This window comes from Pseudomonas sp. MF6747, from assembly GCF_963890955.1.
Classification (GTDB): Bacteria; Pseudomonadota; Gammaproteobacteria; order Pseudomonadales; family Pseudomonadaceae; genus Aquipseudomonas.
Genome location: NZ_CAWPSZ010000012.1, coordinates 324,450 through 345,330, shown reverse-complemented (window position 1 = coordinate 345,330; position 20,881 = coordinate 324,450). Strand labels below are relative to the sequence as shown.

General features: G+C 61.9%; 22 protein-coding genes. 8 read left to right on the top strand and 14 right to left on the bottom strand.

The window, feature by feature from the left end; all coding sequences use genetic code 11:
- Positions 1-23 precede the first annotated feature (23 nt).
- A complete protein-coding gene (locus tag AACW30_RS14315; protein WP_200622916.1) occupies positions 24-749 on the bottom strand; it encodes an SDR family oxidoreductase in 726 nt (241 codons plus the stop codon).
- Positions 750-860: 111 nt separating this feature from the next.
- Here AACW30_RS14315 and AACW30_RS14310 point away from each other — a divergent pair, with 111 nt between their 5' ends.
- Positions 861-1,703: a LysR family transcriptional regulator gene (locus tag AACW30_RS14310; RefSeq protein ID WP_200622914.1), complete on the top strand. Its 843-nt coding sequence runs from the start codon at positions 861-863 to the stop codon at positions 1,701-1,703.
- Between the two features lie 144 nt (positions 1,704-1,847).
- Here the strand turns inward: AACW30_RS14310 and AACW30_RS14305 are convergent, their stop codons facing one another.
- On the bottom strand, positions 1,848-2,702 hold the full coding sequence (locus AACW30_RS14305; protein ID WP_119741536.1) for a LysR family transcriptional regulator: 855 nt from the start codon (positions 2,700-2,702) through the stop codon (positions 1,848-1,850).
- An 88-nt stretch (positions 2,703-2,790) separates the two neighbouring features.
- Here AACW30_RS14305 and AACW30_RS14300 point away from each other — a divergent pair, with 88 nt between their 5' ends.
- Positions 2,791-3,231 carry a multidrug/biocide efflux PACE transporter gene (locus AACW30_RS14300; protein ID WP_106578489.1) on the top strand — a complete coding sequence of 147 codons (441 nt, stop codon included), beginning with the start codon at positions 2,791-2,793 and terminating at the stop codon, positions 3,229-3,231.
- Here the strand turns inward: AACW30_RS14300 and AACW30_RS14295 are convergent.
- Together AACW30_RS14295 and AACW30_RS14290 are read right to left on the bottom strand one after the other, a co-directional pair.
- Positions 3,218-4,123 carry a LysR family transcriptional regulator gene (locus AACW30_RS14295; protein WP_106578490.1) on the bottom strand — a complete coding sequence of 302 codons (906 nt, stop codon included), beginning with the start codon at positions 4,121-4,123 and terminating at the stop codon, positions 3,218-3,220. The genes AACW30_RS14300 and AACW30_RS14295 overlap by 14 nt on opposite strands.
- Positions 4,124-4,173: 50 nt before the next feature.
- Positions 4,174-4,932, bottom strand: a complete 759-nt coding sequence (locus AACW30_RS14290) for an SDR family NAD(P)-dependent oxidoreductase (RefSeq protein WP_200622912.1) — start codon at positions 4,930-4,932, stop codon at positions 4,174-4,176.
- A 106-nt stretch (positions 4,933-5,038) separates the two neighbouring features.
- Here AACW30_RS14290 and AACW30_RS14285 point away from each other — a divergent pair, with 106 nt between their 5' ends.
- Entirely contained in the window at positions 5,039-5,935 is an 897-nt protein-coding gene (locus tag AACW30_RS14285; RefSeq protein WP_200622910.1) for a LysR family transcriptional regulator, read from the top strand.
- On the opposite strand, the gene AACW30_RS14280 is transcribed toward AACW30_RS14285, so the two are convergent.
- Positions 5,932-6,849: a LysR family transcriptional regulator gene (locus AACW30_RS14280; RefSeq protein ID WP_200622908.1), complete on the bottom strand. Its 918-nt coding sequence runs from the start codon at positions 6,847-6,849 to the stop codon at positions 5,932-5,934. The genes AACW30_RS14285 and AACW30_RS14280 overlap by 4 nt on opposite strands.
- A gap of 104 nt (positions 6,850-6,953) precedes the next feature.
- On the opposite strand from AACW30_RS14280, the gene AACW30_RS14275 reads away from it, so the two are divergent.
- The 3 genes from AACW30_RS14275 to AACW30_RS14265 all read left to right on the top strand — a co-directional run bounded on the left by AACW30_RS14275 (position 6,954) and on the right by AACW30_RS14265 (position 9,915).
- Complete coding sequence (locus tag AACW30_RS14275; protein WP_200622907.1) at positions 6,954-7,757, top strand: 5-oxoprolinase subunit PxpA; 804 nt, start codon at positions 6,954-6,956, stop codon at positions 7,755-7,757.
- A 308-nt stretch (positions 7,758-8,065) separates the two neighbouring features.
- Complete coding sequence (locus AACW30_RS14270) at positions 8,066-8,944, top strand: 5-oxoprolinase subunit B family protein (RefSeq protein WP_200622906.1); 879 nt, start codon at positions 8,066-8,068, stop codon at positions 8,942-8,944.
- Positions 8,941-9,915, top strand: a complete 975-nt coding sequence (locus AACW30_RS14265; protein ID WP_119741546.1) for a 5-oxoprolinase subunit C family protein — start codon at positions 8,941-8,943, stop codon at positions 9,913-9,915. The genes AACW30_RS14270 and AACW30_RS14265 overlap by 4 nt, the downstream gene beginning before the upstream one ends.
- A gap of 123 nt (positions 9,916-10,038) precedes the next feature.
- Here AACW30_RS14265 and AACW30_RS14260 read toward each other — a convergent pair whose 3' ends face one another.
- From AACW30_RS14260 to AACW30_RS14240, 5 genes are all read right to left on the bottom strand, one after another.
- Entirely contained in the window at positions 10,039-11,655 is a 1,617-nt protein-coding gene (locus tag AACW30_RS14260) for an inorganic phosphate transporter (protein WP_200622905.1), read from the bottom strand.
- A 261-nt stretch (positions 11,656-11,916) separates the two neighbouring features.
- Positions 11,917-12,939: a transporter gene (locus AACW30_RS14255; protein ID WP_106576083.1), complete on the bottom strand. Its 1,023-nt coding sequence runs from the start codon at positions 12,937-12,939 to the stop codon at positions 11,917-11,919.
- Positions 12,940-13,039: 100 nt separating this feature from the next.
- Positions 13,040-14,212, bottom strand: coding sequence for a GAF domain-containing sensor histidine kinase (locus AACW30_RS14250; RefSeq protein WP_200622904.1), 1,173 nt, complete (start codon positions 14,210-14,212; stop codon positions 13,040-13,042).
- A 185-nt stretch (positions 14,213-14,397) separates the two neighbouring features.
- Positions 14,398-14,703 carry a PepSY domain-containing protein gene (locus AACW30_RS14245; RefSeq protein WP_106576085.1) on the bottom strand — a complete coding sequence of 102 codons (306 nt, stop codon included), beginning with the start codon at positions 14,701-14,703 and terminating at the stop codon, positions 14,398-14,400.
- Between the two features lie 99 nt (positions 14,704-14,802).
- Positions 14,803-15,930 (bottom strand): glycerophosphodiester phosphodiesterase, encoded by a 1,128-nt coding sequence (locus AACW30_RS14240; RefSeq protein ID WP_106576086.1) that lies wholly within the window; start codon positions 15,928-15,930, stop codon positions 14,803-14,805.
- 232 nt (positions 15,931-16,162) lie between these two features.
- Between AACW30_RS14240 and AACW30_RS14235 the strand changes: the two genes are divergently transcribed.
- Positions 16,163-16,486 carry a DUF2025 family protein gene (locus AACW30_RS14235; protein WP_200622903.1) on the top strand — a complete coding sequence of 108 codons (324 nt, stop codon included), beginning with the start codon at positions 16,163-16,165 and terminating at the stop codon, positions 16,484-16,486.
- 132 nt (positions 16,487-16,618) lie between these two features.
- On the opposite strand, the gene AACW30_RS14230 is transcribed toward AACW30_RS14235, so the two are convergent.
- Positions 16,619-16,939, bottom strand: coding sequence for an antibiotic biosynthesis monooxygenase family protein (locus tag AACW30_RS14230; protein ID WP_169367467.1), 321 nt, complete (start codon positions 16,937-16,939; stop codon positions 16,619-16,621).
- Positions 16,936-17,643, bottom strand: coding sequence for a CTP synthase C-terminal region-related (seleno)protein (locus tag AACW30_RS14225; protein WP_200622902.1), 708 nt, complete (start codon positions 17,641-17,643; stop codon positions 16,936-16,938). Before AACW30_RS14225 ends, AACW30_RS14230 begins: the two co-directional genes overlap by 4 nt.
- 80 nt (positions 17,644-17,723) lie before the next feature.
- On the opposite strand from AACW30_RS14225, the gene AACW30_RS14220 reads away from it, so the two are divergent.
- A complete protein-coding gene (locus tag AACW30_RS14220; RefSeq protein ID WP_119741556.1) occupies positions 17,724-18,602 on the top strand; it encodes a LysR family transcriptional regulator in 879 nt (292 codons plus the stop codon).
- Positions 18,603-18,934: 332 nt separating this feature from the next.
- Here AACW30_RS14220 and AACW30_RS14215 read toward each other — a convergent pair whose 3' ends face one another.
- Positions 18,935-19,453 carry a DUF1003 domain-containing protein gene (locus AACW30_RS14215; protein WP_119741558.1) on the bottom strand — a complete coding sequence of 173 codons (519 nt, stop codon included), beginning with the start codon at positions 19,451-19,453 and terminating at the stop codon, positions 18,935-18,937.
- Positions 19,454-19,529: 76 nt separating this feature from the next.
- Positions 19,530-20,849: a methyl-accepting chemotaxis protein gene (locus AACW30_RS14210; RefSeq protein ID WP_106576092.1), complete on the bottom strand. Its 1,320-nt coding sequence runs from the start codon at positions 20,847-20,849 to the stop codon at positions 19,530-19,532.
- Positions 20,850-20,881: the final 32 nt, after the last annotated feature.

Sequence of the window (20,881 nt, the reverse complement as noted above, 5' to 3'; positions counted from 1 at the left end):
AACAGGGGGGGCAGTTTGTTCGGTTAAGGCTGCTGACGAGTAGCCGCCAACACAATCTCACGGATGCACACATGCTGCGGCTGCTGGTAGGCGTAGGCAATCGCCGAAGCCACATCATCGGCGCTCAACACGGTGCCGCCCATGTCCTGTTTCCAGGCTTGATAACCCGTCTTGATCGCCTCATCAGTGGTGTGGCTGAGCAGTTCAGTTTCCACCGCACCCGGTGCAATGGTGATTACCCGCACGTTGCTTGGCGACAATTCCTCGCGCAGGTTTTCCGAAATCCCATGCACCGCGAACTTGGTGCCGACATACGCGACATGGTTTGGGAAGGTCTTGCGCCCGGCCACCGAGCTGACGTTGATGATCGTGCCGCCCTTGCGCGCGACCATGCTGCCGGCCACCGCATGGATACCGTTGAGCAAACCTTTCACGTTGACGTCGAGCATCTGCTCCCATTGCTGCGGGTCTTGCTCGCTGACGGCGCCCAGCAGCATGACGCCGGCGTTGTTGATCAGCGCGTCGGCCGGGCCGAATTGCGCCTCGGCTTCTTTAACGGCGGCAACCAGTGCGACGCGGTCGGTGATGTCGACGCCGCGGTTCAAGGTGTTTGGCAGTGCCAGGTCGTTCAGGCGCTCTATGCGCCGCGCCAGCAACAGCAGTGGGTGGCCGGCGGCCGACAACAGGCGGGCGGTGGCTTCGCCAATACCGGAACTGGCACCGGTGATGATGATCAGTGGCTTGCTCATGAATGCACTCCTGGAATAAGAAATATCGATAACTGAACGGTCGGCGCAGTATATTTACCGCCGCCGAGGCTGAAAAATGCCTTATTCCTCTGTCTGCCATCGGATAAAGCTATGGATGTGCGTCACCTCAGGGCCTTTCTCGCGGTGTTCGAAGAACGCAACATCACCGCGGCCGCCCAGCGTTTGTTTATCAGCCAACCGACGCTGTCGGTGACCATCAAGCAGCTGGAAGACGAACTCGGTGTGGCGTTATTTGTGCGCCAACCGCGGGGTGTAGAAGTCAGCGCCGAGGCCCGGGTGCTGTACCCGCAGGCGCGGCGCATGGTCGCCGAAGCGGACGCCTTGAGCGGTTTGTTTCGCGGGCGCGAAAACCGTATCGCCCTGGAGCTGGGCGTGGAGGGCGATATTGCCGACAGCCAGATCGAGACTTTCCTGCGTATGGCGCACCACGGCCTGCCGGGTTTGCTGCTGACCTTGCAGGAAGGTTGCGAAGGCGACGGGCGCTTGGCCGTGGAGGAAATGTGCTGCGAGGACGAGCTGTTCCTGCCGCTTTGGGAGGAGTCCTACGTGATGGCATTGCCCGAGGCACACCCGATGGCACACGCCGGTAAAGCGCAGGCCTGGGCGCCGATTGAAGACTGGATCACCTGCCCACAACACGATTCGCACCAACGCTTGATGGCGCTGTACGGCCGTTCGCCGCATGCAGTGGCCGGGCATGCCGGTTCGTTGACCCAGGCACTGCACATGGTCGCGGCCGGTGTGGGCGTGGCCATGTTGCCGCAGTCGATGGCGGCCGAACGGGCCGGCGTGGTGACTCGCGAATGGCACCTGCCGGCGCCGACGCGGCGCGTGGGGTTGTGCTTTGCCGCGCAGGCGTTGGAATTGCCTGCATTGCGCGCCCTGCACGAATATTTCCAGAACAATCGGCCGCCACAGCTCTCTGCGGCGTGACACAAATCTCCTGTTCGAAGCAGTTCCAATGTGGGAGCGGGCTTGCTCGCGAAAGCGGTGTGCCAGTCAGCGCATTTTTTACTGACCCACCGCCTTCGCGAGCAAGCCCGCTCCCACATTTGGATCTCTATCGCCTGCAAGTAATCACTCCAACATCTGCCCCAACATCCAACTCCCCGCCGGCCCCGGCGGGTGCTGGCGTGACCACAGCGCATCCACCGCCACCGAACGTGGCCAACTGCGCACCTCAAGTTCCACCAGCCCGGCATTCCCAAATCGCTCCACCAGCCAGCGCGGCAGCGCCGCCCAGCCGAAACCGAGCTGGGCCATTTCCATCAGCATCAGAAAACTCGGCGCCGACCACACACGGCCGGTCGGGCGGGTTTCGTTGGGGTTGATGATGCTGGCCAGACGCAATTCGCGGTGTTGCTGCAAGGCCTGCGGGTCAAGGTTTTGCACGTTGGCCAAAGGATGAGTGGGGGCCACGAACACGGCGATTTCCGTACGCTCTGCCACGGGCGCGCGGGTCAGGTCGGGCGGGTAAACCTCCTGGGCTTCGATCAAGGCAATCTGCGCGCGGCCGCTTTGCACCAGGGCGATCAGGTCTTCGCATTCGGCGATCAGCCATTCCAGCTCCAGGTCCGGGTAGCGTTGTTCAAACGCTTTAAGCGCGAGCTCGAAACGCTCCGACTGATACGTATCGGACATGGCGATACTCAACTTCGGCTCCAAACCCATTGCCAACTGGCTCGCCGCCAGCTCCAGGCGGCTGCTGGCTTCCAACACCTGCTCGGCCCGTTGCAATAACACATGGCCGGCGGGCGTGAGCGTTGGCTTGCGGCTGCTGCGATCAAACAGCACCACGTCCAGGTCAATCTCCAGACTCGCGACCGCCGCGCTTACGGTGGACTGGCTCTTGCCTAACTTGCGCGCCGCGGCGGAAAACGAACCTTGGGTGGCCGCCTGGACAAACGCCTGCAGCACTTCATGAGAGGCCATGACTATCGCCTTGATCGATGGTTATTAGTTATGAAGTATCGATTCAAAGGGTAATCATGGCAACCGTCGTCACTCACGGAGCCGGGTCATGAACCCTACCAAGTCGATTACTGAACGTGTATGCCAGGCCATTGGTTTTGAAGGTTTGGCGTTGTTGATCTGTACCCCGTTGCTGGCATGGATCATGGACAAGCCTGCCCTGGAGATGGGCATGGTCACCCTGGCAATCAGCCTGATGGCGCTGACCTGGAACGTGATCTTCAACGGCCTGTTCGATCGCCTGAAGGCACGCTGCAAGCTCGCCAACAACGGCTGGACGCGTGTGCTGCACGCGTTGATGTTCGAGGGCGGCCTGATTCTGGTGTGCGTGCCGTTGATCGCCGCGTGGCTGAACATCAGCCTGATGCAGGCGTTTATTCTCGACATCGGCGTGCTGCTGTTCTTCCTGCCGTACACCTATGTGTATCACTGGGGCTATGACGTGCTGCGGGAAAAGTTCTTACAGCGGCGGCTGGTCAGCCAAGCTTGAGCGAGGCGACAAACTCCAGAAACGCCCGCACCTTGGCGGCGGGCAAATGCCGCGACGGGTAGTAGGCGTACAGCGGAAAACGCTCGTCCGGCCAGTCGGGAAACAACTCCACCAGGCTGCCGGCATCGAGCGCCGGCGTCAGGCCCAGATCGAGCATTTGCGCCACCGCGTGCCCGTGTTCACACACGCTGTACAAGGTGCTGGCGTCGTTGACCACCAAGCGACCGTCGGTGCGCACGATCACTTGCTCGCCCTTGCGGTGGAACTCCCAGGCAAACGGGCGCCCGGTTTGCGAGTCGCGAAAGTCCAGGCACATATGCCCGGTTTCCAGGTCTTGTGGCGTGGCCGGTCGGCCGTATTGCTCAAGGTAAGCGGGAGAGGCCACGGTGAGCACGCGCACTTCCATCAATTTGCGCGCGATCAGCGAGGAGGATTGTGGGATGCCGAAGCGAATTGCCACGTCAAAACCGTCGGCGACCAGGTCGCCGAGTTGGTCGCGGGTGTGCAAGTCCAACTGCAGCTGCGGGTAGCGCCGCATAAAATCGCCCAGCACCGGGCCCAATACCAGGCGCGAGAAGTACGGGTCGATATTCACCCGCAAGCGCCCGCGCACGGTCAATGCACTGTCGGCGGCGGAGCTGGCGGCTTCTTCAAGACCGGCCAGCAACGGCGCGATTTGCTGGTAAAAGCGTCGACCTTCGTCGGTCAGTTGCACCGAGCGCGTGGTGCGGTCGAACAGGCGAATCCCCAGGCGTTTTTCCAGGCGCGAAATCGCCCGGCTGACCCCCGAAGGCGTCATGTCCAGGCTGTCGGCGGCGCGGGCAAAGCTGCCGCTGTCGACCACGGCTGCCAATACGCCCATGCCGCCGGCCAAACCTGGATCGAAACTCATCGGTGATTGCCTGTCTGTGACTTGAAGGCATTGATGCTAGCGCACAATGCCTACAGAAACATGCCGCCCGACGCTTCGATGCGCTGCCCGGTGATCCAGTTGCTGCCATCGGCCAGCAAGGTCGAGATCGCGCCGCCGATGTCGTCTGGCAAACCGGCACGGCCCAGCGCGGTGTTGTTGGCGACCATTGCGTTGACGTCCGGGTTATCGCGCACTGCGCCGCCGCTGAAGTCGGTGGCAATGGCGCCCGGTGCCAGGGTGTTGACGGTAATGCCGCGCGGGCCCAACTCTTTGGCCTGGTAGCGCGACAGCACTTCAACCGCGCCCTTCATCGAGGCATACGCCGAATACCCTGGCAGGCTGAACCGCGCCAGGCCGCTGGAGATATTGATGATGCGCCCGCCATCGCTGATCAGCGGCAGCAACTTTTGCGTGAGGAAAAACGGCGCCTTGAAGTGGATGGCCACCAGGCGGTCAAACTGTTCTTCGGTGGTATCGGCGAAGCTGGCGTGAGCGCCGATGCCGGCGTTGTTGATCAGAAAATTGAAGTGAGCCTGTGCGAAAACATCCTTGAGTACTGTGCTGACCTCGCCGACGAAGTCATTGAAGGTGCCGCTTTGGCTGACATCCAGTTGCAACATGGCAGCACGGCCACCCAGCGCTTGAATCTGTTCCACCACCGCTTGGGCTTCGGCTGCGGCGCTGTGGTAGGTGCCGATGATGTCGACGCCCTGTGCCGCCAGGTGCAGCGCTGCGCTTTTGCCCAGGCCGCGGCTGGCGCCAGTGATGAGTGCGATTTTACGGGTCATGGTGCAGTCCTCTTGTGTGATCAGTGGGACTGAGTGTATTTGTCCGCTCGTAACGTGATAAACAGGGCGCTATCGGAATCACTGGCCGGATAAGGCGAACAATCCCATGAACAAGCTTGAGTTGTTGCGCACCTTCGTGCGGGTCACCGAACTGTCGAGTTTCACCCAGGCGGGCGAGAGCCTGGGGCTGCCGCGCTCCACGGTGTCCGAGCACGTGCAGGCACTCGAAGAATTACTCGGCGCGCGCCTGTTGCAGCGCACCACGCGCAAGGTCCAGGCCACTCAGGACGGGCGCGTGCTGTATGAGCGCAGCAAGGATTTGCTGTCGCACATGGAAGAACTTGAAGGCCTGTTTCGTCAGGATGAAGCGCAACTGACCGGGCGCATTCGCGTGGACATGCCCAACGTCATGGCGCGGGACCTGATCCTGCCGCGCCTGCCCGAATTCATGCACGCCCACCCCTTGATCGAGCTGGAAATCAGCACCACCGACCGTCAGGTAGACCTGCTCGCCGAAGGTTTCGACTGCGTGTTGCGCGTCGGCGCGCAGCCTGATCAGTCGGTGGTGGCGCGCCTGCTGTGCAGCATGCCGATGATCAACTGCGTCAGCGTCGAGTATGTCCAGCGCCATGGCAAGCCCGAGACCCTGGCCGACCTGGCGCATCACCAATTGGTGCATTACGTGCGGCCATTGGGTTCGCGTTCGCCGGGGTTCGAATACCAGCAGGGCAACAAAGTGCACCGCGTGCCGATGGCCGGGCGCGTCACGGTCAACAGCACCGATGCCTACAAGTCGGCGTGCCTGGGCGGTTTTGGCATCACGCAGGTGCCGGTCCTGGGAATTCGCGATTTACTCGAGCGCGGTGAACTGGTGGCCGTGTTGCCTGACTACCCCGCGCCGGCGTTGGACGTGTCGTTGCTCTATGCCGGGCAGCGGCATTTGCCACAGCGCGTGCGGGTGTTCATGGATTGGCTCGCCGCCACCGTGCAAGCCCAGATTTAACGCCGCGCCGACAACTGCTGCGGTGCCAGGAAAGCATCGTGGAAGTAATCCCGAAACGCCTGCATCGCCGGTGTGAACGCGCGCTCGCGGTGCCAGGCCAGGCCGACGCTCATGGGCGTCACCGGGTCGGTCACGGTCAGCGTCTCGATGCGCTTGCCTTCCAGGGACCAGGGCCGGTGCACCAGGTCCGACAGAATCGCCACGCCGCTGCCATTGGCAACCATGCTGCGCACCGCCTCCACCGAGCTGGTGCGCAGCCGCACCCTGGGCGTTTGTCCGGCCTGTTCCCAGTAGCGCATGGCGCTGTGTTCGGCCTCGTCGACGGTGAGCAGGATGTAAGGTTCCTGCGCCACATCGGCCAGGCTCACGGCGCCGCGTTCGCACAACGCGTGGTGGCTGGGCAGCCACAGGCGGCGTTCCGAATTGAACAGGATCTCGGAGACGATATCCGGGTGAGTGAGGTTGGCGGTGAGCACCACGGCCATGTCGAATTGACCGTCGAGCAGGCCGTGTTCGATGGCTTGGCGCTCCTGCTCGAACACCTCGATGGTCACGTCCGGGTGCCAGTGTTCCATGCGTTGCAAGTGATGCGGCAGGAAATAGCCGAGCACCGTGTAACTGGCCGCCACGCGCAGCACGCCGCTGGCGCGGTAATCCGGCAGCGGGCTGTTCAGCGCGTCGTCCACGCTGCGCACAATCACATAGGCACGGTTGAGAAAGTGCCGTCCGGCATCGGTCAGGTTCATGCCTTGGGCCGAACGCACAAACAGCTGCACGCCGAGCATGGCTTCCAGTTCCTTGATCGCCGTGGTCACCGCCGACTGGGAGATGTTCAAGTGAATGGCCGCCTGGGAAATCTGGCCGATCTCGGCAGTAGCGACGAAGTAGCGAACTTGGCGCAAGGTCAGGGACATGGCTTTATCTGATTTTCAGAAGATGGGCCATCTGATAATAGATCTTCCCAAGGGGTCAAGCGCCAGCCTACTTTCCTGGCATCACCTTTGGCGGAGCGACACCGATGCAGGCAGTGGATTTCAATTCAGACATGGGCGAAGGCTTCGGCCCCTGGACCATCGGCGATGGCGTGGATGCTGAACTGATGGCTTACATCAGCTCAGCCAACATCGCCACCGGCTTCCACGCCGGCGACCCCGGTACCATGCGCCGCACCGTTGCGCGCGCCAAGCAACTCGGCGTGGCCATCGGCGCGCACCCAGGCTTTCGTGACCTGGTGGGGTTTGGCCGTCGGCATATCCACGCACCGGCGCAGGAACTGGTGGACGACATGCTCTACCAGCTCGGCGCCCTGCGCGAAATCGCCCGCGCCCAAGGCGTGCCCCTGCAACACATCAAGCCCCACGGCGCGCTCTACATGCACCTGGCTCGCGACGAAGAGGCCGCGCGCTTGCTGGTGCAAAACCTGCAACTGATCGAACCGACACTGTTGTTGTACTGCATGCCCAACTCGGTGATCTGGCGCGTTGCCAAGGAACTCGGGCAGCCTGTGGTGCGCGAGTTTTACGCCGACCGTGAATACGACCTGACCGGCTCCATCGTGTTTACCCGCCATGTGCGGGCGCTTGACCCTGCAACGGTCGCGGCGCGGGTCTTGCGGGCTTGTCAGACGGGGTTGGTGCGCACGGTAGAGGGCGAAGACCTGCCTATCGCATTCGACTCCATCTGCCTGCACAGCGACACGCCCGGCGCGCTGGAGTTGGTCGAGGCCACCCGCGAAGCGTTGGACCGGGCGGGCATCGTAGTCACAGCGGCGAGTGGACGTGTTGGGGCGAGAGGACTCTCTGAGGGCGAGCGGGCTTGCTGAGACAACCGGGCTTACTGTGGCGAGCGGGCTTGCCCCGCGTTGGGCGGCGAAGCCGCCCCAATAAACGCCGCGTCATGTCAGGTAGCACCCGGTCGCCTGATTTAAGGGCTGCTGCGCAGCCCAACGCGGGGCAAGCCCGCTCGCCACAGTAAGCCTACTGACCACAGTAAGCCTACTGAACACAGTAAACCCACTGGCAACAGCAAGCCGGCTTGCCACAACGACATGCGCTCACCCCAACAAAAAGCATGCACACACACACATTATTTTTTGCCTGCCTTTCTACAATGATTCCAAGAGGAACAGACATGGCTGAAACGTCCCCCATCCGCTACAGCTTCGGCGGTGATGAACACTTGTTTGCCGAGGTCAGCGACAGCATGTCCCTGCAGGCCTTTTTCAAAGGCATGGCCGTGACCCGCGCCGTGGAGCGTCTGGCGCTGGACGGCGTATTGGATGTGTGCCTGGCCAATGCGTCGTTTCAGATTCGCTTCGACCCCGACCGCATCGCGCCACACGTGCTGCTCGACGCGGTGCAAAGCGCCGAAGCCCGGGCCGTGGCCGAGCGCACGTTGCACACGCGCATCATTGAAATCCCGGTGCTCTACAACGACCCCTGGACCCACGAAACGCTGATGCGTTTTCGCGACCGTCACCAAGACCCCACGGGCACGGACCTGGAATACGCTGCGCGCATCAACGGCCTGGCCGATGTCGACGCGTTTATCGCCGCCCACAGTGGCGCGCCGTGGTTTGTGTCGATGGTGGGCTTTGTCGCCGGCCTGCCGTTCATGTTCCAGATGGTTGAGCGCGAACGGCAATTGCAGGTGCCCAAGTACCTGCGCCCGCGCACCGACACCCCCAAATTGACCCTCGGGCATGGCGGCTGCTTTGGCTGTATTTACTCGGTACGCGGCGCCGGGGGTTACCAGATGTTCGGCGTGACCCCGGCGCCCATCTACGACCCGGCGCAGCAGTTGGCGTACCTCAAGGAGCATATGGTGTTCTTCCGCCCCGGAGACATCGTGCAGTTCAAACCGCTGGACCGCGACGCCTATGACCTGGCGGTCGCCGAGGTGGACGCGGGGCGTTTCGACTTGCGCATCCGCCCGGTGGAATTTTCCCTCGACGCCTTTGTTGCCGACCCCGTTGGCTATCCGAAAACCCTGCAGGAGGCGCTGGCATGATCAAAGTCATCAAACCCGGCCTCGCCACCTCTGTGCAGGACCTTGGTCGTGAAGGCTATTACCACTTGGGCATCCCGCCCTCGGGTGCGCTGGACCAATACGCCTTGAGCGCGGCCAACCACCTGGTGGGCAACCCGGTGGGTGCGGCCGGCCTGGAATGCACCTTGATCGGGCCTGAGCTGCTGTTTCAACAGGACGCGTTGGTGGCGCTCAGCGGTGCGCTGATGGCGCCGCGCCTGGACGGTGACGTGGTGCATCAGGACACCGCGTTCCAGGTGCGCGCCGGGCAGGTGCTGCGCTTTGAATTTCCCAAGGCGGGCGCGCGCACCTACCTGGCGGTGGCGGGCGGCATTGATGTGCCATTGGTGCTCGGCAGCCGCTCGACGTACACCCTCGGCGCGCTTGGCGGGTTTCAGGGACGGCGCTTGCAGGCGGGCGATGAACTGCCGATCGGCCAGGACTTTGGGCTGGGGCGTGCGGGCAACAGTTTGCCGATGGCGCTGCGTCGCTCAGTCGGCGGCGATGTGACCTTGCGTGTGGTGCCGGGGCTGTATTACGACCGGCTGACTGACGGCGCGAAAAGCAGCTTTTTTGCCGAACCGTGGACAGTGGGCTCCGAGGCGGATCGCATCGGCTATCGCTTCAAGGGCGGCAGCGCGTTGAGTTTTCAGCCGCGTGAGCAGCCGTTTGGCGCGGGCTCGGACCCGTCGAATATCGTCGACAGTTGCTACCCCATTGGCTCGATCCAGGTGCCGGCGGGGTTGGAGCCGATTGTGCTGCACAGGGATGCGGTCTCGGGCGGTGGCTACGCGATGATTGGCACGGTGATCAGTGCGGATCTGGATTTGATCGGGCAGATGCAGCCGAACCAGCGGGCGGGGTTTGTGGCGGTGACGCTTGAGGAGGCATTGGAGGCGCGGCGGGTGTACAAGAAGCGGCTGAAAATAATGGGCGGTTTATTCACTCCCTGAAAACACATAGGACCCATGTGGGAGCGGGCTTGCTCGCGAAGGTGGTGTGTCAGCCAGCCTATTCGGTACTGACACACCGCCTTCGCGAGCAAGCCCGCTCCCACAGTTTTTAACAGTGTTGTGTCAGAACAGTTGGGTGAACAGCCAGTACAAACTGCCCGACAACAGAATCGCCGCCGGCAACGTTAGCACCCAGGCCATCAGCAAATTGCGGATGGTCTTCATCTGCAACCCCCCGCCATTGGCCACCATGGTCCCGGCCACACCGGACGACAGCACATGGGTGGTCGACACCGGCAACCCGAACATGTCCGCTGCGCCAATCGTCAGCATCGCCACTGTCTCGGCCGAGGCGCCTTGGGCATAGGTCAGGTGGGTCTTGCCAATTTTCTCGCCCACCGTCACCACGATGCGCTTCCAGCCAACCATGGTGCCCAGGCCGAGAGCGATGGCCACGGCGATCTTCACCCACAGCGGAATAAAGCGCGTGGAATTGTCGATCTGTTCCTTGAACAGCTTCAGCTTGCCTTGGGTGTCGGCGTCGAAGCTGCCGACCTTGTCCTTGTCCATCAGGCGAATGGTTTCGCTGGTCAAGTACATGTCGTTGCGCACGTTGCCTACCGCTTCGGCGGGGACTTTGGCCAGGGAGCCGTAGCCTTTGACTTCGTCACCTATCTGGCCTGTCAGGGCGGCGAGGGCGGGTATCAGTTGCGGGGTAGCTTCCTTGGTGCGCACGTAGGTCGACAGGATCGGCCGTGGGTCGCCCGGCAGTGCTTGCGGTGCGCTTTTCATCAACGCGACCTGGGTCACCTCGGCCACTGCCGCAAACTGCAACGACTGCTCGGCCGGCATGGTGCGGTTCAGCGCGTAGGCCATTGGCAGGGTGCCGACCAGAATCAGCATGATCAGGCCCATGCCTTTCTGGCCGTCGTTTGAACCGTGAGCGAAGGACACGCCGGTGCAGGTGGCGATCAGCATGCCGCGAATCCACCACGGCGGCGGGGTGTCGCCCTTGGGCGCCTTGTACAGCGAGCGGTTTTTTACGAAGGCGCGAAGCGCCAGCAACAGCAAGGCGGCAAACGCGAAGCCGATCAGCGGTGACAGCAGCAGCGCATAACCAATCTTGATCGCCTGGCTCCAATCGACGCCGCTGGTGCCGTCACGCCCGTGCATCAAGGCGTTCGCCACGCCGACGCCGATGATCGAGCCGATCAGGGTGTGCGAAGACGAGGCCGGCAGGCCCAGCCACCAGGTGCCGAGGTTCCACAGGATCGCGGCGATCAGCAAGGCAAAGATCATCGCGAAACCGGCCGAGGAGCCCACTTGCAAAATCAGCTCGACCGGCAGCAGGGCAATGATGCCGAACGCCACGGCGCCGCTGGACAGCAGCACGCCGAGGAAGTTGAAAAAGCCCGACCACACCACTGCAAAGTGCGGCGGCAGCGAGTTGGTGTAGATCACCGTCGCCACTGCGTTGGCGGTGTCGTGGAAGCCGTTGACGAATTCGAAACCCAGGGCGATCAACAGCGCCACGCCGAGCAGCAGGAACGGTGTCCAGGTGGTGACCACCGTGCCCAGTTCGTGCATGTCGTGCATCAGGCTGTAGGCGGTAAACAGCAGGCCCATGGCGAGCACGGCGAAGAAGATGATCACCGTCACCAGGCCGGGTTTCTTGTCCAGCCGGGGTTTGGGGTCTGCGTGTGAGGCGGTGGTGGAGGCAGTCAGGGAAGGGGTGGCCATGCCGGAGCATCCAGTGTGGGGAGGATGTCGTTGATGATCATTGCAGAATGTTACAGAGATGCTGCGGTAAGTCAGTGTTTAGGGAATTGGGCGTGCCACTGGTCTACAAACCCCCACAAAAGTAATGGCAGAGTGCAATCAATGGGGGGCCTGGCTTGTGTGGGAGCCGGGCTTGCCTGCGATGCAGGCACCTCGGAATTTCAGAGACACCGGGGTGATGCTATCGCAGGCAAGCCCCCACCGTTTTGTAGCATTCCACCGTCAGTAATCTTTGCGCTTTCTAAAGGCCCAGCGCCCGGCAATCAAGGTGAACGTGGCCACCAACGCCACCAGAATCCAGAAGCCTTCCGGGTCAGTGGAGAGCGGCACGCCGCCCACGTTCATGCCGAAAAAACCGGCAATGATGTTGATCGGCAACGCCAGCACTGTCACCACCGTAAGGGTGAACAGCGTGCGGTTGCTTTGTTCATTGAGGTTGGCGGCGATCTCTTCCTGTAACAATTTGATCCGCTCACCCAGGGCCATCAAGTCGTTGATGATCAGCGCAAACTCCTCGGTGGATTTGCGCAATTCCTTCACGTCCTCCTTTTGCAGCCACTGCGGCGGGCGATTGAGCAGGCGCAGCAACGAGCCCGGTTCCAGCGCCAGCAGGCGTTGCAGGCGCACCAGCACCCGGCGTGCGGCACCCAGTTCGGCGCGGTTGGTAGACAGGCGCGAAGACAGCAATTGGTCTTCGATGTGGTCGACGCTGAGGCTGGTCTTGCGCACGATCTGGGTCAGCACCTCGCCCTGGTCGCGCAACAAATGCACCAGCAGCTCCAGCGGCGAGCGAAAGCGTTCACCGGCTTTTACCGACGAGCGCAATTTGTCCACCGAATGCAACGGTTGCAGGCGCGCACTCACCAGCAAGTGGCTGCGGGCGCACACCCACAGCGTGGAAATATCCGAGGAAACCATGCTGCTGAAGTTGAACACCACGTCGTTGACCACCGCCAGCAAGGCCGAGTCAACGTGTTCGATGCGCGTAGAGCGTGAACCTTCGTGCAAGGCTTCGAAAAACTCTTCCGGCAGCGCCAGATGCGTCTGCATCCAGCGCTCGCACGCGGCGTGCGCCAGGTTCAGGTGCAGCCACAGAAATTCATCCGGGTTGTGCGGCGCCTGCAAGGCTGCGAGCGCCGTGGCCGAATCAATCTGTTCGCCCTTTTCGCCGGGTCGAAAACGAAAACCGTAAAGCAGGCCAAACAGATCGGGATCCTGATGGCCGTGGTCGATGCTGTGGTTCATGGAGGCTCGCAGAGAAAGCGCCTGTAGGACGTTTCACAGGTTCGCGTGGGCGAATCATTGCAAGGCCGGATGACGATTTTGTGACGGTATGAAAACGAGTTCAGCGGGTTTTCAGTGTGAAGGTGAAGCGCGTGCCATTTTCTGCGCAGGACGATACCTGCAGCTGTCCGCCGTGGGCATCGGCAATCTGCTTGACGATATACAAACCCAGGCCGAGGCCTGCTTGTGGCGTGTCCCTGACCGGCCGCGAGTAGGGCTGAAAGAGCCGAGGCAACGCCAGTTCGTCGATCTGGCCGGGGTTCTTCACGGTCAGTGTGAAGTGTTCATGCTCAATCCGCGCCGTGACCTCCACCGGGCCGTCGTGGCTACCGTGATGGATGGCGTTGGCCACCAGGTTGGAGAGCAATTGCGCCAGCCGATCGCGGTCGCCGTAGACGCCACGCAGGTCGCCGATATCGGCCTTGATCAAGCGTTGCGGGTGCACACTTTGCACTTCGAAGACCACGTGTCGAAAAGCGTCCTGCAAATCCAGGCAATCATTGAGGTGCAGCGGAATGCCGCTGCCCATGCGCCCGCGAGCGAAATCCAGTACATCTTCGACCAGTTGCGACGCGCGCCGGCCGCTGGCGAGGATGTGCCGTACGAGCGGGTCGGTCGCCGCGTTGGGGTGTTTGCGCAGTAGCCGCTCGGCACCGAAGTTGATGGCGAACAGCGGGTTGCGCAGGTCATGGCCGAGCACGGCGATGAATTGCTCGCGCAGTTCGGCCGTGCCGCGTTCTTCCTGCAATTGCGCCTGGGTATCCTGCAAATCCTCCTCGGCTTCGATCTGCAAGGACAGCACCCGGGCGAACGACTCCATGGTCGATTGGATCGTGCTGCTGCGCAGCTGCGCCGGGTTGGGGTCCAACGCGCAAATAGTGCCGAAAAAGCGCCCGTCAGTGCGGAACACCGGCACCGAGATGTAGCTTTCAAACTGGTACATGCGCGGGGTGTGGTGGTCGTGGTAGCGCGGGTCTTCGCTGGCCTTGTCGATTACCACAGAGACGTGGGAACCCCGGATTTCGTGACAGATAGTCGTGGAAAGGTCCAGCTCGCCACCCACACCGAGGCCGAACTCCAATTGATCGAGCACAGCGCAGGCGGTCCAGGTGTCCTCGGTCACGCGCGCCACGGCGGCAAAACGCAGGCCGGTCATGTCGCTGATGACTTTGAGCATCGCAGGTACGGCACTGATACGGCCAATAGTGGCGATGTCGGCGGCTTTCTGCCCCATTCAGCGGTCTCTATAGGGAGGTGGGTGGGCGTTGTGCCCACGTTAATGAGTGGGATTCTAGCGACCTTGCGCGTTGTAGGTGTAATTTCATTAACTATGTGGGTACTTTTCCTGCCTCTGGCTTTCCAGCGCGCATAAAAAAACCGCGCCACTTAAAAAGTGGCGCGGTTTTTTTAGCGGTTGACTCAAGTGTCTTGCTTGTTTTCCAGCACCGCGCCGGTCTTGGCGTCGAGCTTGACTTCAAAGCGCTTGCCAGCGGTGTCGGTCACGTCAACTTCGTAAACCAGTACACCGTTTTTGTGGTCCAGCTCGGTGTCGGTGATGCTGGCGCCGGGATGAGTGGCCACGGCGGCGGCGTTGAGTTTCTCGAACGGCATGACTGCACCGGATTTGAGCAGGCCTTCAATGTGGTCCGGACGAACGTCCGCCTGGGCCAGGCCGGCAGTCAGGGTCAGGGCGGTAGCGGCAAACAGGGCGGTCAGGGTTTTCATGGTGTGTCCTTCTGGGTGAGCTGTTTAAGTGGCGCCAGATTAACCAGCGCAACTTAATTCATCCTTAATGGCGAACCGACACCTATTGCGGCCTGACGCTTAGTACCCGTTGTCCTTGAGCAGGTCCTGCACACTCGACGACGGCCAGCGCTTGTAGAACTTCAGCAATTCGGCGGCGCGGTTGGTGAAGATGCCATCGACGCCAGCGGCCATCACTTTCTCGAAGTCCACCGGTTCATCGACGGTATAGACGTGCACTAGCAAGCCTTTGTCGTGGGTCAGCTTGTTCATTTGTGGCTTCACCAGGTCGGTGTAGCTCTGGTCGCCATGGTTGGTCAGTTCGGCCGATGGGCCGGTGCCGATGGCGCCGAGGCTCTTGGCTTCGTCGACCCACTTTTCAAACTCGGCAGCGTCTTTCGGCTCTTGCTTGGCGTAGTAGGCCGCTTTGGTGGTCTCGCCGGATTCGGCGAATGTCTGCGCGGACTTCGGCTCGATGCTGCCTGGGCCGACCCACAGCAGCAGGATTTTCGGGGTGTTGGGCATTTCTTTCTGCAGCTCTTTCAAGCTGTCTTTTTCAAACGTTTGCAGCACCACGCGGCCCTTGCCCTGGCCGACGCCCGTGTTGCTCTTGCCCAGCTTGGAGCCGGCAGAGCTCAACCAGCCTTTGTCCAGCAGCTTGTTTTTCAGGTCGGCTTCGATGCCCGGGAATTGCTTGGGCTCTTTGGTTTCGATATACAGGCCGGGTTTATGCTGCGGGTTACCTTCGGCGATCTTGATGATTTCGTCCAGGCTCTGGATTTTCAGGCCGACGAACGCTGGGCGCGCACGATCCGGGTAGGCGGCGTTGAACCAGCTGCCAGCGTCCAGGGTGCGCAGCTCGGCCCAGGTGAACTCGTTGGCCGGGGCGTCTTTGCGCTCGGGGAACTTGGTGGCCACGTCGGTGGTGCGCTGCAGGTTGTTGTCGTGCAGGGCGAACAGCACGCCGTCTTTACTGCGCTGCAGGTCCATTTCCAGGTAGTCGGCGCCCAGGTCGCGAGCGAGCTTGTAGGAAGCCGCGGTGGATTCGGGAGCGTCGTAGGAAGCGCCACGGTGCGCAATGACGGCCGGGTACGGAATGCCTTCGTTTGTTGCCAATTCAGCCGGGCTGATCGGGTCGGCAGCCTGTGCCTGGCCAAGGCCGAGCATCAGAGCGAGCAGCAAGGCGCTCTTGGTAAACGTGACAGGCATATGCGAAGTCCTTTCATGGAGGTAACTTTGAGAAGGCGTCCTTTTTAACAATTGATTGCGAAAGGCGCTATCACCAAACCGACATTAAGGTGCTCAGGCGCCATTTTTCGGGTTTTTTTTGTGCTGTAGTGCAGTATTCTTGGCCGCAGCTGTCCCGTCAGAGGGCCGTAATTTCTGCCACGCGTGTAAACCATCTTTCCAGTCCCAGTGGGACTTTTCAGTGAGGTTTACCATGCGCATCACTTCAGAACTCATCTGCAAGGCCGCCGACCAACTCCACGGTTTTGTCGGCCTGAACCGCAAAACCGGCCAGTACATTGTGCGTTTCAGCGAAGATGCCTTCGGCATGGACGTAGCCGATGACGGCATCATTCCTACTGCTGAGTTTGTCTGGCTGCCGGCCGCCGACCACGCCATGACCCTGTCGCGCGAACGCCTGCAGTTGCTGCTGGACCAGAACATCGACGACCGCATCAACATCTCCGAGCCGTTGCGCGTGTACATGCGCCGGGTCGAAATCCCGCAGATCAGTGCGTTGCGCAGTTTGGTCAGCTAAGCACCTGTTGTTTTGCAGGCAATCAAGATCAGAGGTGGGAGCTGGCTTGCCTGCGATGCAGACGACGCGGTCTCTGAGTAAAACCGAGTTGATGCCATCGCAGGCAAGCCAGCTCCCACCGGGGCACGCATGTCACTTCTGGAAGGTGTAGGCCCGCTCCACCTTGCACACCCGCGTGTGAAACGCCGAGTACCAGGTGGCGCGGCCTTGCTCACGCACTTCGCGGTGCTCGGCCTGCTGTTTCCAGGCCAGGATCGCCGCCTCGCTTTCCCAGTAGGACACGGTGATCCCCAAGCCGTCCTCGCGCGCCGATTCCACCCCGAGAAACCCCGGTTGTTCACGCGCCAGTTCCAGCATGCGGGCGGCGGCCTGGCCGTAGCCTTGATCGCCCTCGGTGCGCACTGAGCTGAAAATCACTGCGTAGTAGGGCGTGGCGGGAGTGGTGGCGATCATCGTGACAACTCCAGACAGGCCTTGAGCAGAGCGATCGCCAAGGGTGGCGTGACGTGTTTGAGCGCGGCACGTTCCGGTTGGAACAGCGTGGCGACAAAAAACGGATGGTCGAGCAATTCGATGGCGCGCAGATCGCCGGCCGAGTCGTGGCCGCTGGGGATCAGGTCGCTTTCCAACAGCGCGTTGGCGAACTCGGGGTTGATGCCGTAGCGGCAGCGATAACCCTCGTGGATATCCAGCGTGCCATAGGCCTCGGCGATGCGGGTGTAGGGCGCCAGACTCACGGTGTCCGTGGCCTCTACCAGCGCGCAACTGAGCGGTGTGATCACCGCACGTTTGGCGTGCGGGTCCAGCTCGCCATGTTCGGCATCCGCCCAACCCAGCACGTTGCGGGCATATTCCAGCACCGCATGCTGAAAACCGCCGCACGTGCCGAGGAAAGGGCGCTTATGTTCGCGGGCAAACCGGATCGCCCGCAATGCGCCGTCGGTGTCGCGGTAGGGGCTGGCGGGCACACACCAGAAACCGTCGAACGCATGCAATTGAGGGGTGGACGTGATCGAGTCCGTGTCGAGCCATTGCACGTGAACGTTCAGGTTCAAGGCGTCGGCCGCCTGTTGCAGCGCCACGGGGATGGCCTGGTGCGCGGTGACGTCGGGGTTGTAGTCGCCGATCAGGGCAAGGTGCAAGGTGCTGGCTTTCATCGTGTACGTCCCATGGCTTGTTGTGTCCTGGTGCCCACTATAGATTGGCGCTCACGCAATCAAAATTGGCGTTTGCCCACATGCTCAATGCAGCCACGCACTATCAAATCGACTATCCCGACCTCTCGCTGATCCTCGCCCTGGTACGCGGCGGCACCCTGGCGCGCGCGGCGGCGCTGTTGCGGGTGGATGTGTCCACGGTGTTCCGCGCGGTGCGCCGGCTGGAGGCCGCCTTGGGCCAGACCCTGTTTGAAAAAAGCCGCGCCGGTTACCTGCCCACCAGCCTGGCCAGCAACCTGGCGCAGCAGGCCGAGCACGCCGAACAAGCGTTGGAGGCGGCGCGCATTGGCGTGGAGCAGGGCGGCGAAGTGATCAGCGGCACTGTGCGCCTGACCTGTACCGACTCGGTGCTGCAAGGTTTGCTGCTGCCGGCGCTGGCGCGGTTCATGCCCGACTACCCGGCGTTGACCCTGGAGTTGAGCACATCGAATGATTTCGCCAACCTCAGCCGCCGCGATGCCGACATTGCCCTGCGCCTGACCAAGACGCCGCCGGAGCACCTTGTTGGTCGTTGCCTGGGCACGGTCGCTTATCAAGTGTGTGCCAGTGCCGATTTTGCGCGCCAGCACGCAGGCCGCGAGTTGGCCGACCTGCCGTGGATCGCCCCGGACGACTTCCTGCCCGATCACCCCACCGTCGCCTGGCGCCGCGAGCATTTGCCGGGTGTGCGTCCCAGCTATCGCTGCAACAGCATGTTGTCGGTCACCGAGTTGGTACGTGCAGGCCTGGGCGTGGCGGCGCTGCCGGATTTTCTCTTGGGCGATGGTGTGCAACCACTGGGGCCGGCATTGGCCGCACGGAACACCGCACTGTGGCTGCTGACGCGTCCGGATTGCCGGGCGTTGCGTTCGGTGGTCACGTTGTTTGATGAGCTGGGGCGGCATGTGCGGTTGCCGTGAACGGCATCTTTTGTGACTGGCGGGATAGTTGTGGCGCGCGCGGCTTGTTGTAGCGAGCGAGCTGCTGTGGCGGGCTTGTTGTGGCGAGCGGGCTGCTGTGGCGAGCGGGCTTGTTGTGGCGGGCGGGCTGCTGTGGCGAGCGGGCTTGTTGTGGCGAGCGGGCTTGCCCCGCGTTGGGGCGCGAAGCGGCCCCCAGATAGGCCAACGCGATTCTTCAGGTAAACCGCGGTGTCAGGTTTTGGGGCTGCTTTGCAGCCCAACGCGGGGCAAGCCCGCTCGCCACAGCAGCTCGCTCGCTACAACAAGCTTTCCTTAATGCAACTGCGTTGCCCTCAGGGTTTACGCATGAACTGCTCATGCATCTCGCAGGTCAGGGTCTCGATACGCTCGGTCAGTTGCTTGGTCATTTCTGTCAGGCGGGTGTTCTGCTCCAGCAGTTCCAGCAACTGCTTGGTGGTTTGTTCGGCTTGGGCCTGGCGCTCGGTGTTGGCTATGGCCAGCGCTTCGCGGTGCTGGGCATCGGCGTCGGACTGGGCTTTGTCGCGGGCGGCCTGGCGTGTCTGGGCCAGCAGGATCAGCGGCGCGGCATAGGCCGATTGCAGGCTGAAGGCCAGGTTGAGCAGGATGAACGGGTACACGTCGAAGTGGGTGATGCCGGTCATGTTCAGCACCACCCACAAGATCACGATCGCGGTTTGCGCGCCCAGAAAGGTGGGCGTACCAAAGAAGCGCGCGAACGCTTCGGCCTTGAGCGCAAAGGTGTCGTTGCCGAAGGTCGGCGCCAGGTGGGCGTGGCCTCGGTGGAAACGCAGGTGATCGACGGGGGCTGCTTCTGGCTTGTCTGGGGTCATGGCGGGCTCGAATCCTTGGCGTAAAAACTAGCCAGCACTATAGACCGAGCCCCCGGGCAGACACATGAAGATCAGGTCAGTTGTTGCCCCGCTCATTGGCAAACGCGCTCACCGCCTGCACAGCCTCGCCCGTGCCTTCGCGAATCTGCAGGATCACCGTGCCGGCCTGGTTGGCCAACTCCACACCTTGAGCGGCGCGGTCGCGAGTCCCTTCCATGCTGTCGATGGCTTGGCGGGTTTCCTCCTGGATCATCGCGATCATGCTGGAGATTTCCGCCGTCGAGCCGCTGGTGCGTGCCGCCAGTTGCCGCACTTCGTCGGCCACCACGGCAAAGCCACGGCCTTGTTCGCCAGCGCGCGCCGCTTCGATGGCGGCGTTGAGGGCCAGCAGGTTGGTCTGGTCGGCGATGCCGCGGATGGTGTTGACGATGGCCGTGATCTGCTGCGAACGCTCGCCCAGCTTGGCGATCAGTTGCGAGGAGCCATCGATGTCGGCAGCAATCTCGCGCATGCCGCTGGCGGTTTGCTGGATCACATCGGCGCCCTTTTCGGCGATATCCCGAGTGTTCAGCGAGATGTGATAAGCCTGGGCAGCGCTGGCGGCGTCGGCGGCATGCTGTTGCACTCTGGCGGTGATGTCGGAGGCAAACTTCACCACTTTGCACAGGCGCCCGCTGGCGTCGTACACCGGGTTGTAGTTGGCCTCCAGCCACACCGTCTGGCCGTTTTTGTCGATGCGTTCAAACTGGCCGTTGAACAGTTCGCCCTGGTTCAGGCGCTTCCAGAACTCACTGTAGGTCGAGCTGTTGGCCAGGTCCGGCTTGCAGAACAGGCGGTGATGCTTGCCCTGAATCTGCGCCAGGCTGTAGCCCATGCGCTGCAGGAAATTTGCATTGGCGGTAATGATGGTGCCGTCGAGGTTGAACTCGATCACCGCCATGGCCCGGTCGATGGCACCCAACTTGGCGTTGGCTTCGCTTTCGGCCTGCAGGCGCGGGGTGACGTCCATGGCGTATTTCACCACTTTGATGACCTGGCCGGTGTGATCGCGCACCGGGTTGTAGCTGGCTTCCAGCCATACCGATTGGCCGTCGCCGCCGACGCGTTCAAAGGTGCCCGACTGAAATTGGCCATTACGCAGCTGCGTCCACAACTGGTTGTACTCGGCACTGCGCGTGAACGCGGGGGTGCAGAACATCCGGTGGGGCTGGCCCTCGATCTGTTCGGCGCGGTAGCTCATGGTCTTGAGGAAATTCTCATTGGCCCGCAGGACGGTGCCTTGCAGATCGAATTCGATCACCGCCATGGAGCGCTCGATGGCATCCAGCAAGCTGGCTTGTTGGGCGTTGGTGTGTTGCAGGGTGTTGATAGTTTTTTTGTGGGCGTTGAATAGCATGTTCGAGAGCTCGGGGAAGCACGCGTCAGAGG

Excerpts from the sequence above, each read along its gene's own strand:
- AACW30_RS14300 (WP_106578489.1), top strand. The coding sequence starts at position 2,791 with ATGAACCCTACCAAGTCGATTACTGAACGTGTATGCCAGGCCATTGGT.
- AACW30_RS14270 (WP_200622906.1), top strand. The coding sequence starts at position 8,066 with ATGGCTGAAACGTCCCCCATCCGCTACAGCTTCGGCGGTGATGAACAC.
- AACW30_RS14230 (WP_169367467.1), bottom strand. The coding sequence starts at position 16,939 with ATGATCGCCACCACTCCCGCCACGCCCTACTACGCAGTGATTTTCAGC.
- AACW30_RS14280 (WP_200622908.1), bottom strand. The coding sequence starts at position 6,849 with ATGTCCCTGACCTTGCGCCAAGTTCGCTACTTCGTCGCTACTGCCGAG.
- AACW30_RS14225 (WP_200622902.1), bottom strand. The coding sequence starts at position 17,643 with ATGAAAGCCAGCACCTTGCACCTTGCCCTGATCGGCGACTACAACCCC.
- AACW30_RS14285 (WP_200622910.1), top strand. The coding sequence starts at position 5,039 with ATGAACAAGCTTGAGTTGTTGCGCACCTTCGTGCGGGTCACCGAACTG.
- AACW30_RS14290 (WP_200622912.1), bottom strand. The coding sequence starts at position 4,932 with ATGACCCGTAAAATCGCACTCATCACTGGCGCCAGCCGCGGCCTGGGC.
- AACW30_RS14240 (WP_106576086.1), bottom strand. The coding sequence starts at position 15,930 with ATGCCTGTCACGTTTACCAAGAGCGCCTTGCTGCTCGCTCTGATGCTC.
- AACW30_RS14310 (WP_200622914.1), top strand. The coding sequence starts at position 861 with ATGGATGTGCGTCACCTCAGGGCCTTTCTCGCGGTGTTCGAAGAACGC.
- AACW30_RS14275 (WP_200622907.1), top strand. The coding sequence starts at position 6,954 with ATGCAGGCAGTGGATTTCAATTCAGACATGGGCGAAGGCTTCGGCCCC.
- AACW30_RS14265 (WP_119741546.1), top strand. The coding sequence starts at position 8,941 with ATGATCAAAGTCATCAAACCCGGCCTCGCCACCTCTGTGCAGGACCTT.
- AACW30_RS14255 (WP_106576083.1), bottom strand. The coding sequence starts at position 12,939 with ATGAACCACAGCATCGACCACGGCCATCAGGATCCCGATCTGTTTGGC.
- AACW30_RS14215 (WP_119741558.1), bottom strand. The coding sequence starts at position 19,453 with ATGACCCCAGACAAGCCAGAAGCAGCCCCCGTCGATCACCTGCGTTTC.
- AACW30_RS14245 (WP_106576085.1), bottom strand. The coding sequence starts at position 14,703 with ATGAAAACCCTGACCGCCCTGTTTGCCGCTACCGCCCTGACCCTGACT.
- AACW30_RS14220 (WP_119741556.1), top strand. The coding sequence starts at position 17,724 with ATGCTCAATGCAGCCACGCACTATCAAATCGACTATCCCGACCTCTCG.
- AACW30_RS14210 (WP_106576092.1), bottom strand. The coding sequence starts at position 20,849 with ATGCTATTCAACGCCCACAAAAAAACTATCAACACCCTGCAACACACC.
- AACW30_RS14250 (WP_200622904.1), bottom strand. The coding sequence starts at position 14,212 with ATGGGGCAGAAAGCCGCCGACATCGCCACTATTGGCCGTATCAGTGCC.
- AACW30_RS14260 (WP_200622905.1), bottom strand. The coding sequence starts at position 11,655 with ATGGCCACCCCTTCCCTGACTGCCTCCACCACCGCCTCACACGCAGAC.
- AACW30_RS14295 (WP_106578490.1), bottom strand. The coding sequence starts at position 4,123 with ATGAGTTTCGATCCAGGTTTGGCCGGCGGCATGGGCGTATTGGCAGCC.
- AACW30_RS14305 (WP_119741536.1), bottom strand. The coding sequence starts at position 2,702 with ATGGCCTCTCATGAAGTGCTGCAGGCGTTTGTCCAGGCGGCCACCCAA.
- AACW30_RS14315 (WP_200622916.1), bottom strand. The coding sequence starts at position 749 with ATGAGCAAGCCACTGATCATCATCACCGGTGCCAGTTCCGGTATTGGC.
- AACW30_RS14235 (WP_200622903.1), top strand. The coding sequence starts at position 16,163 with ATGCGCATCACTTCAGAACTCATCTGCAAGGCCGCCGACCAACTCCAC.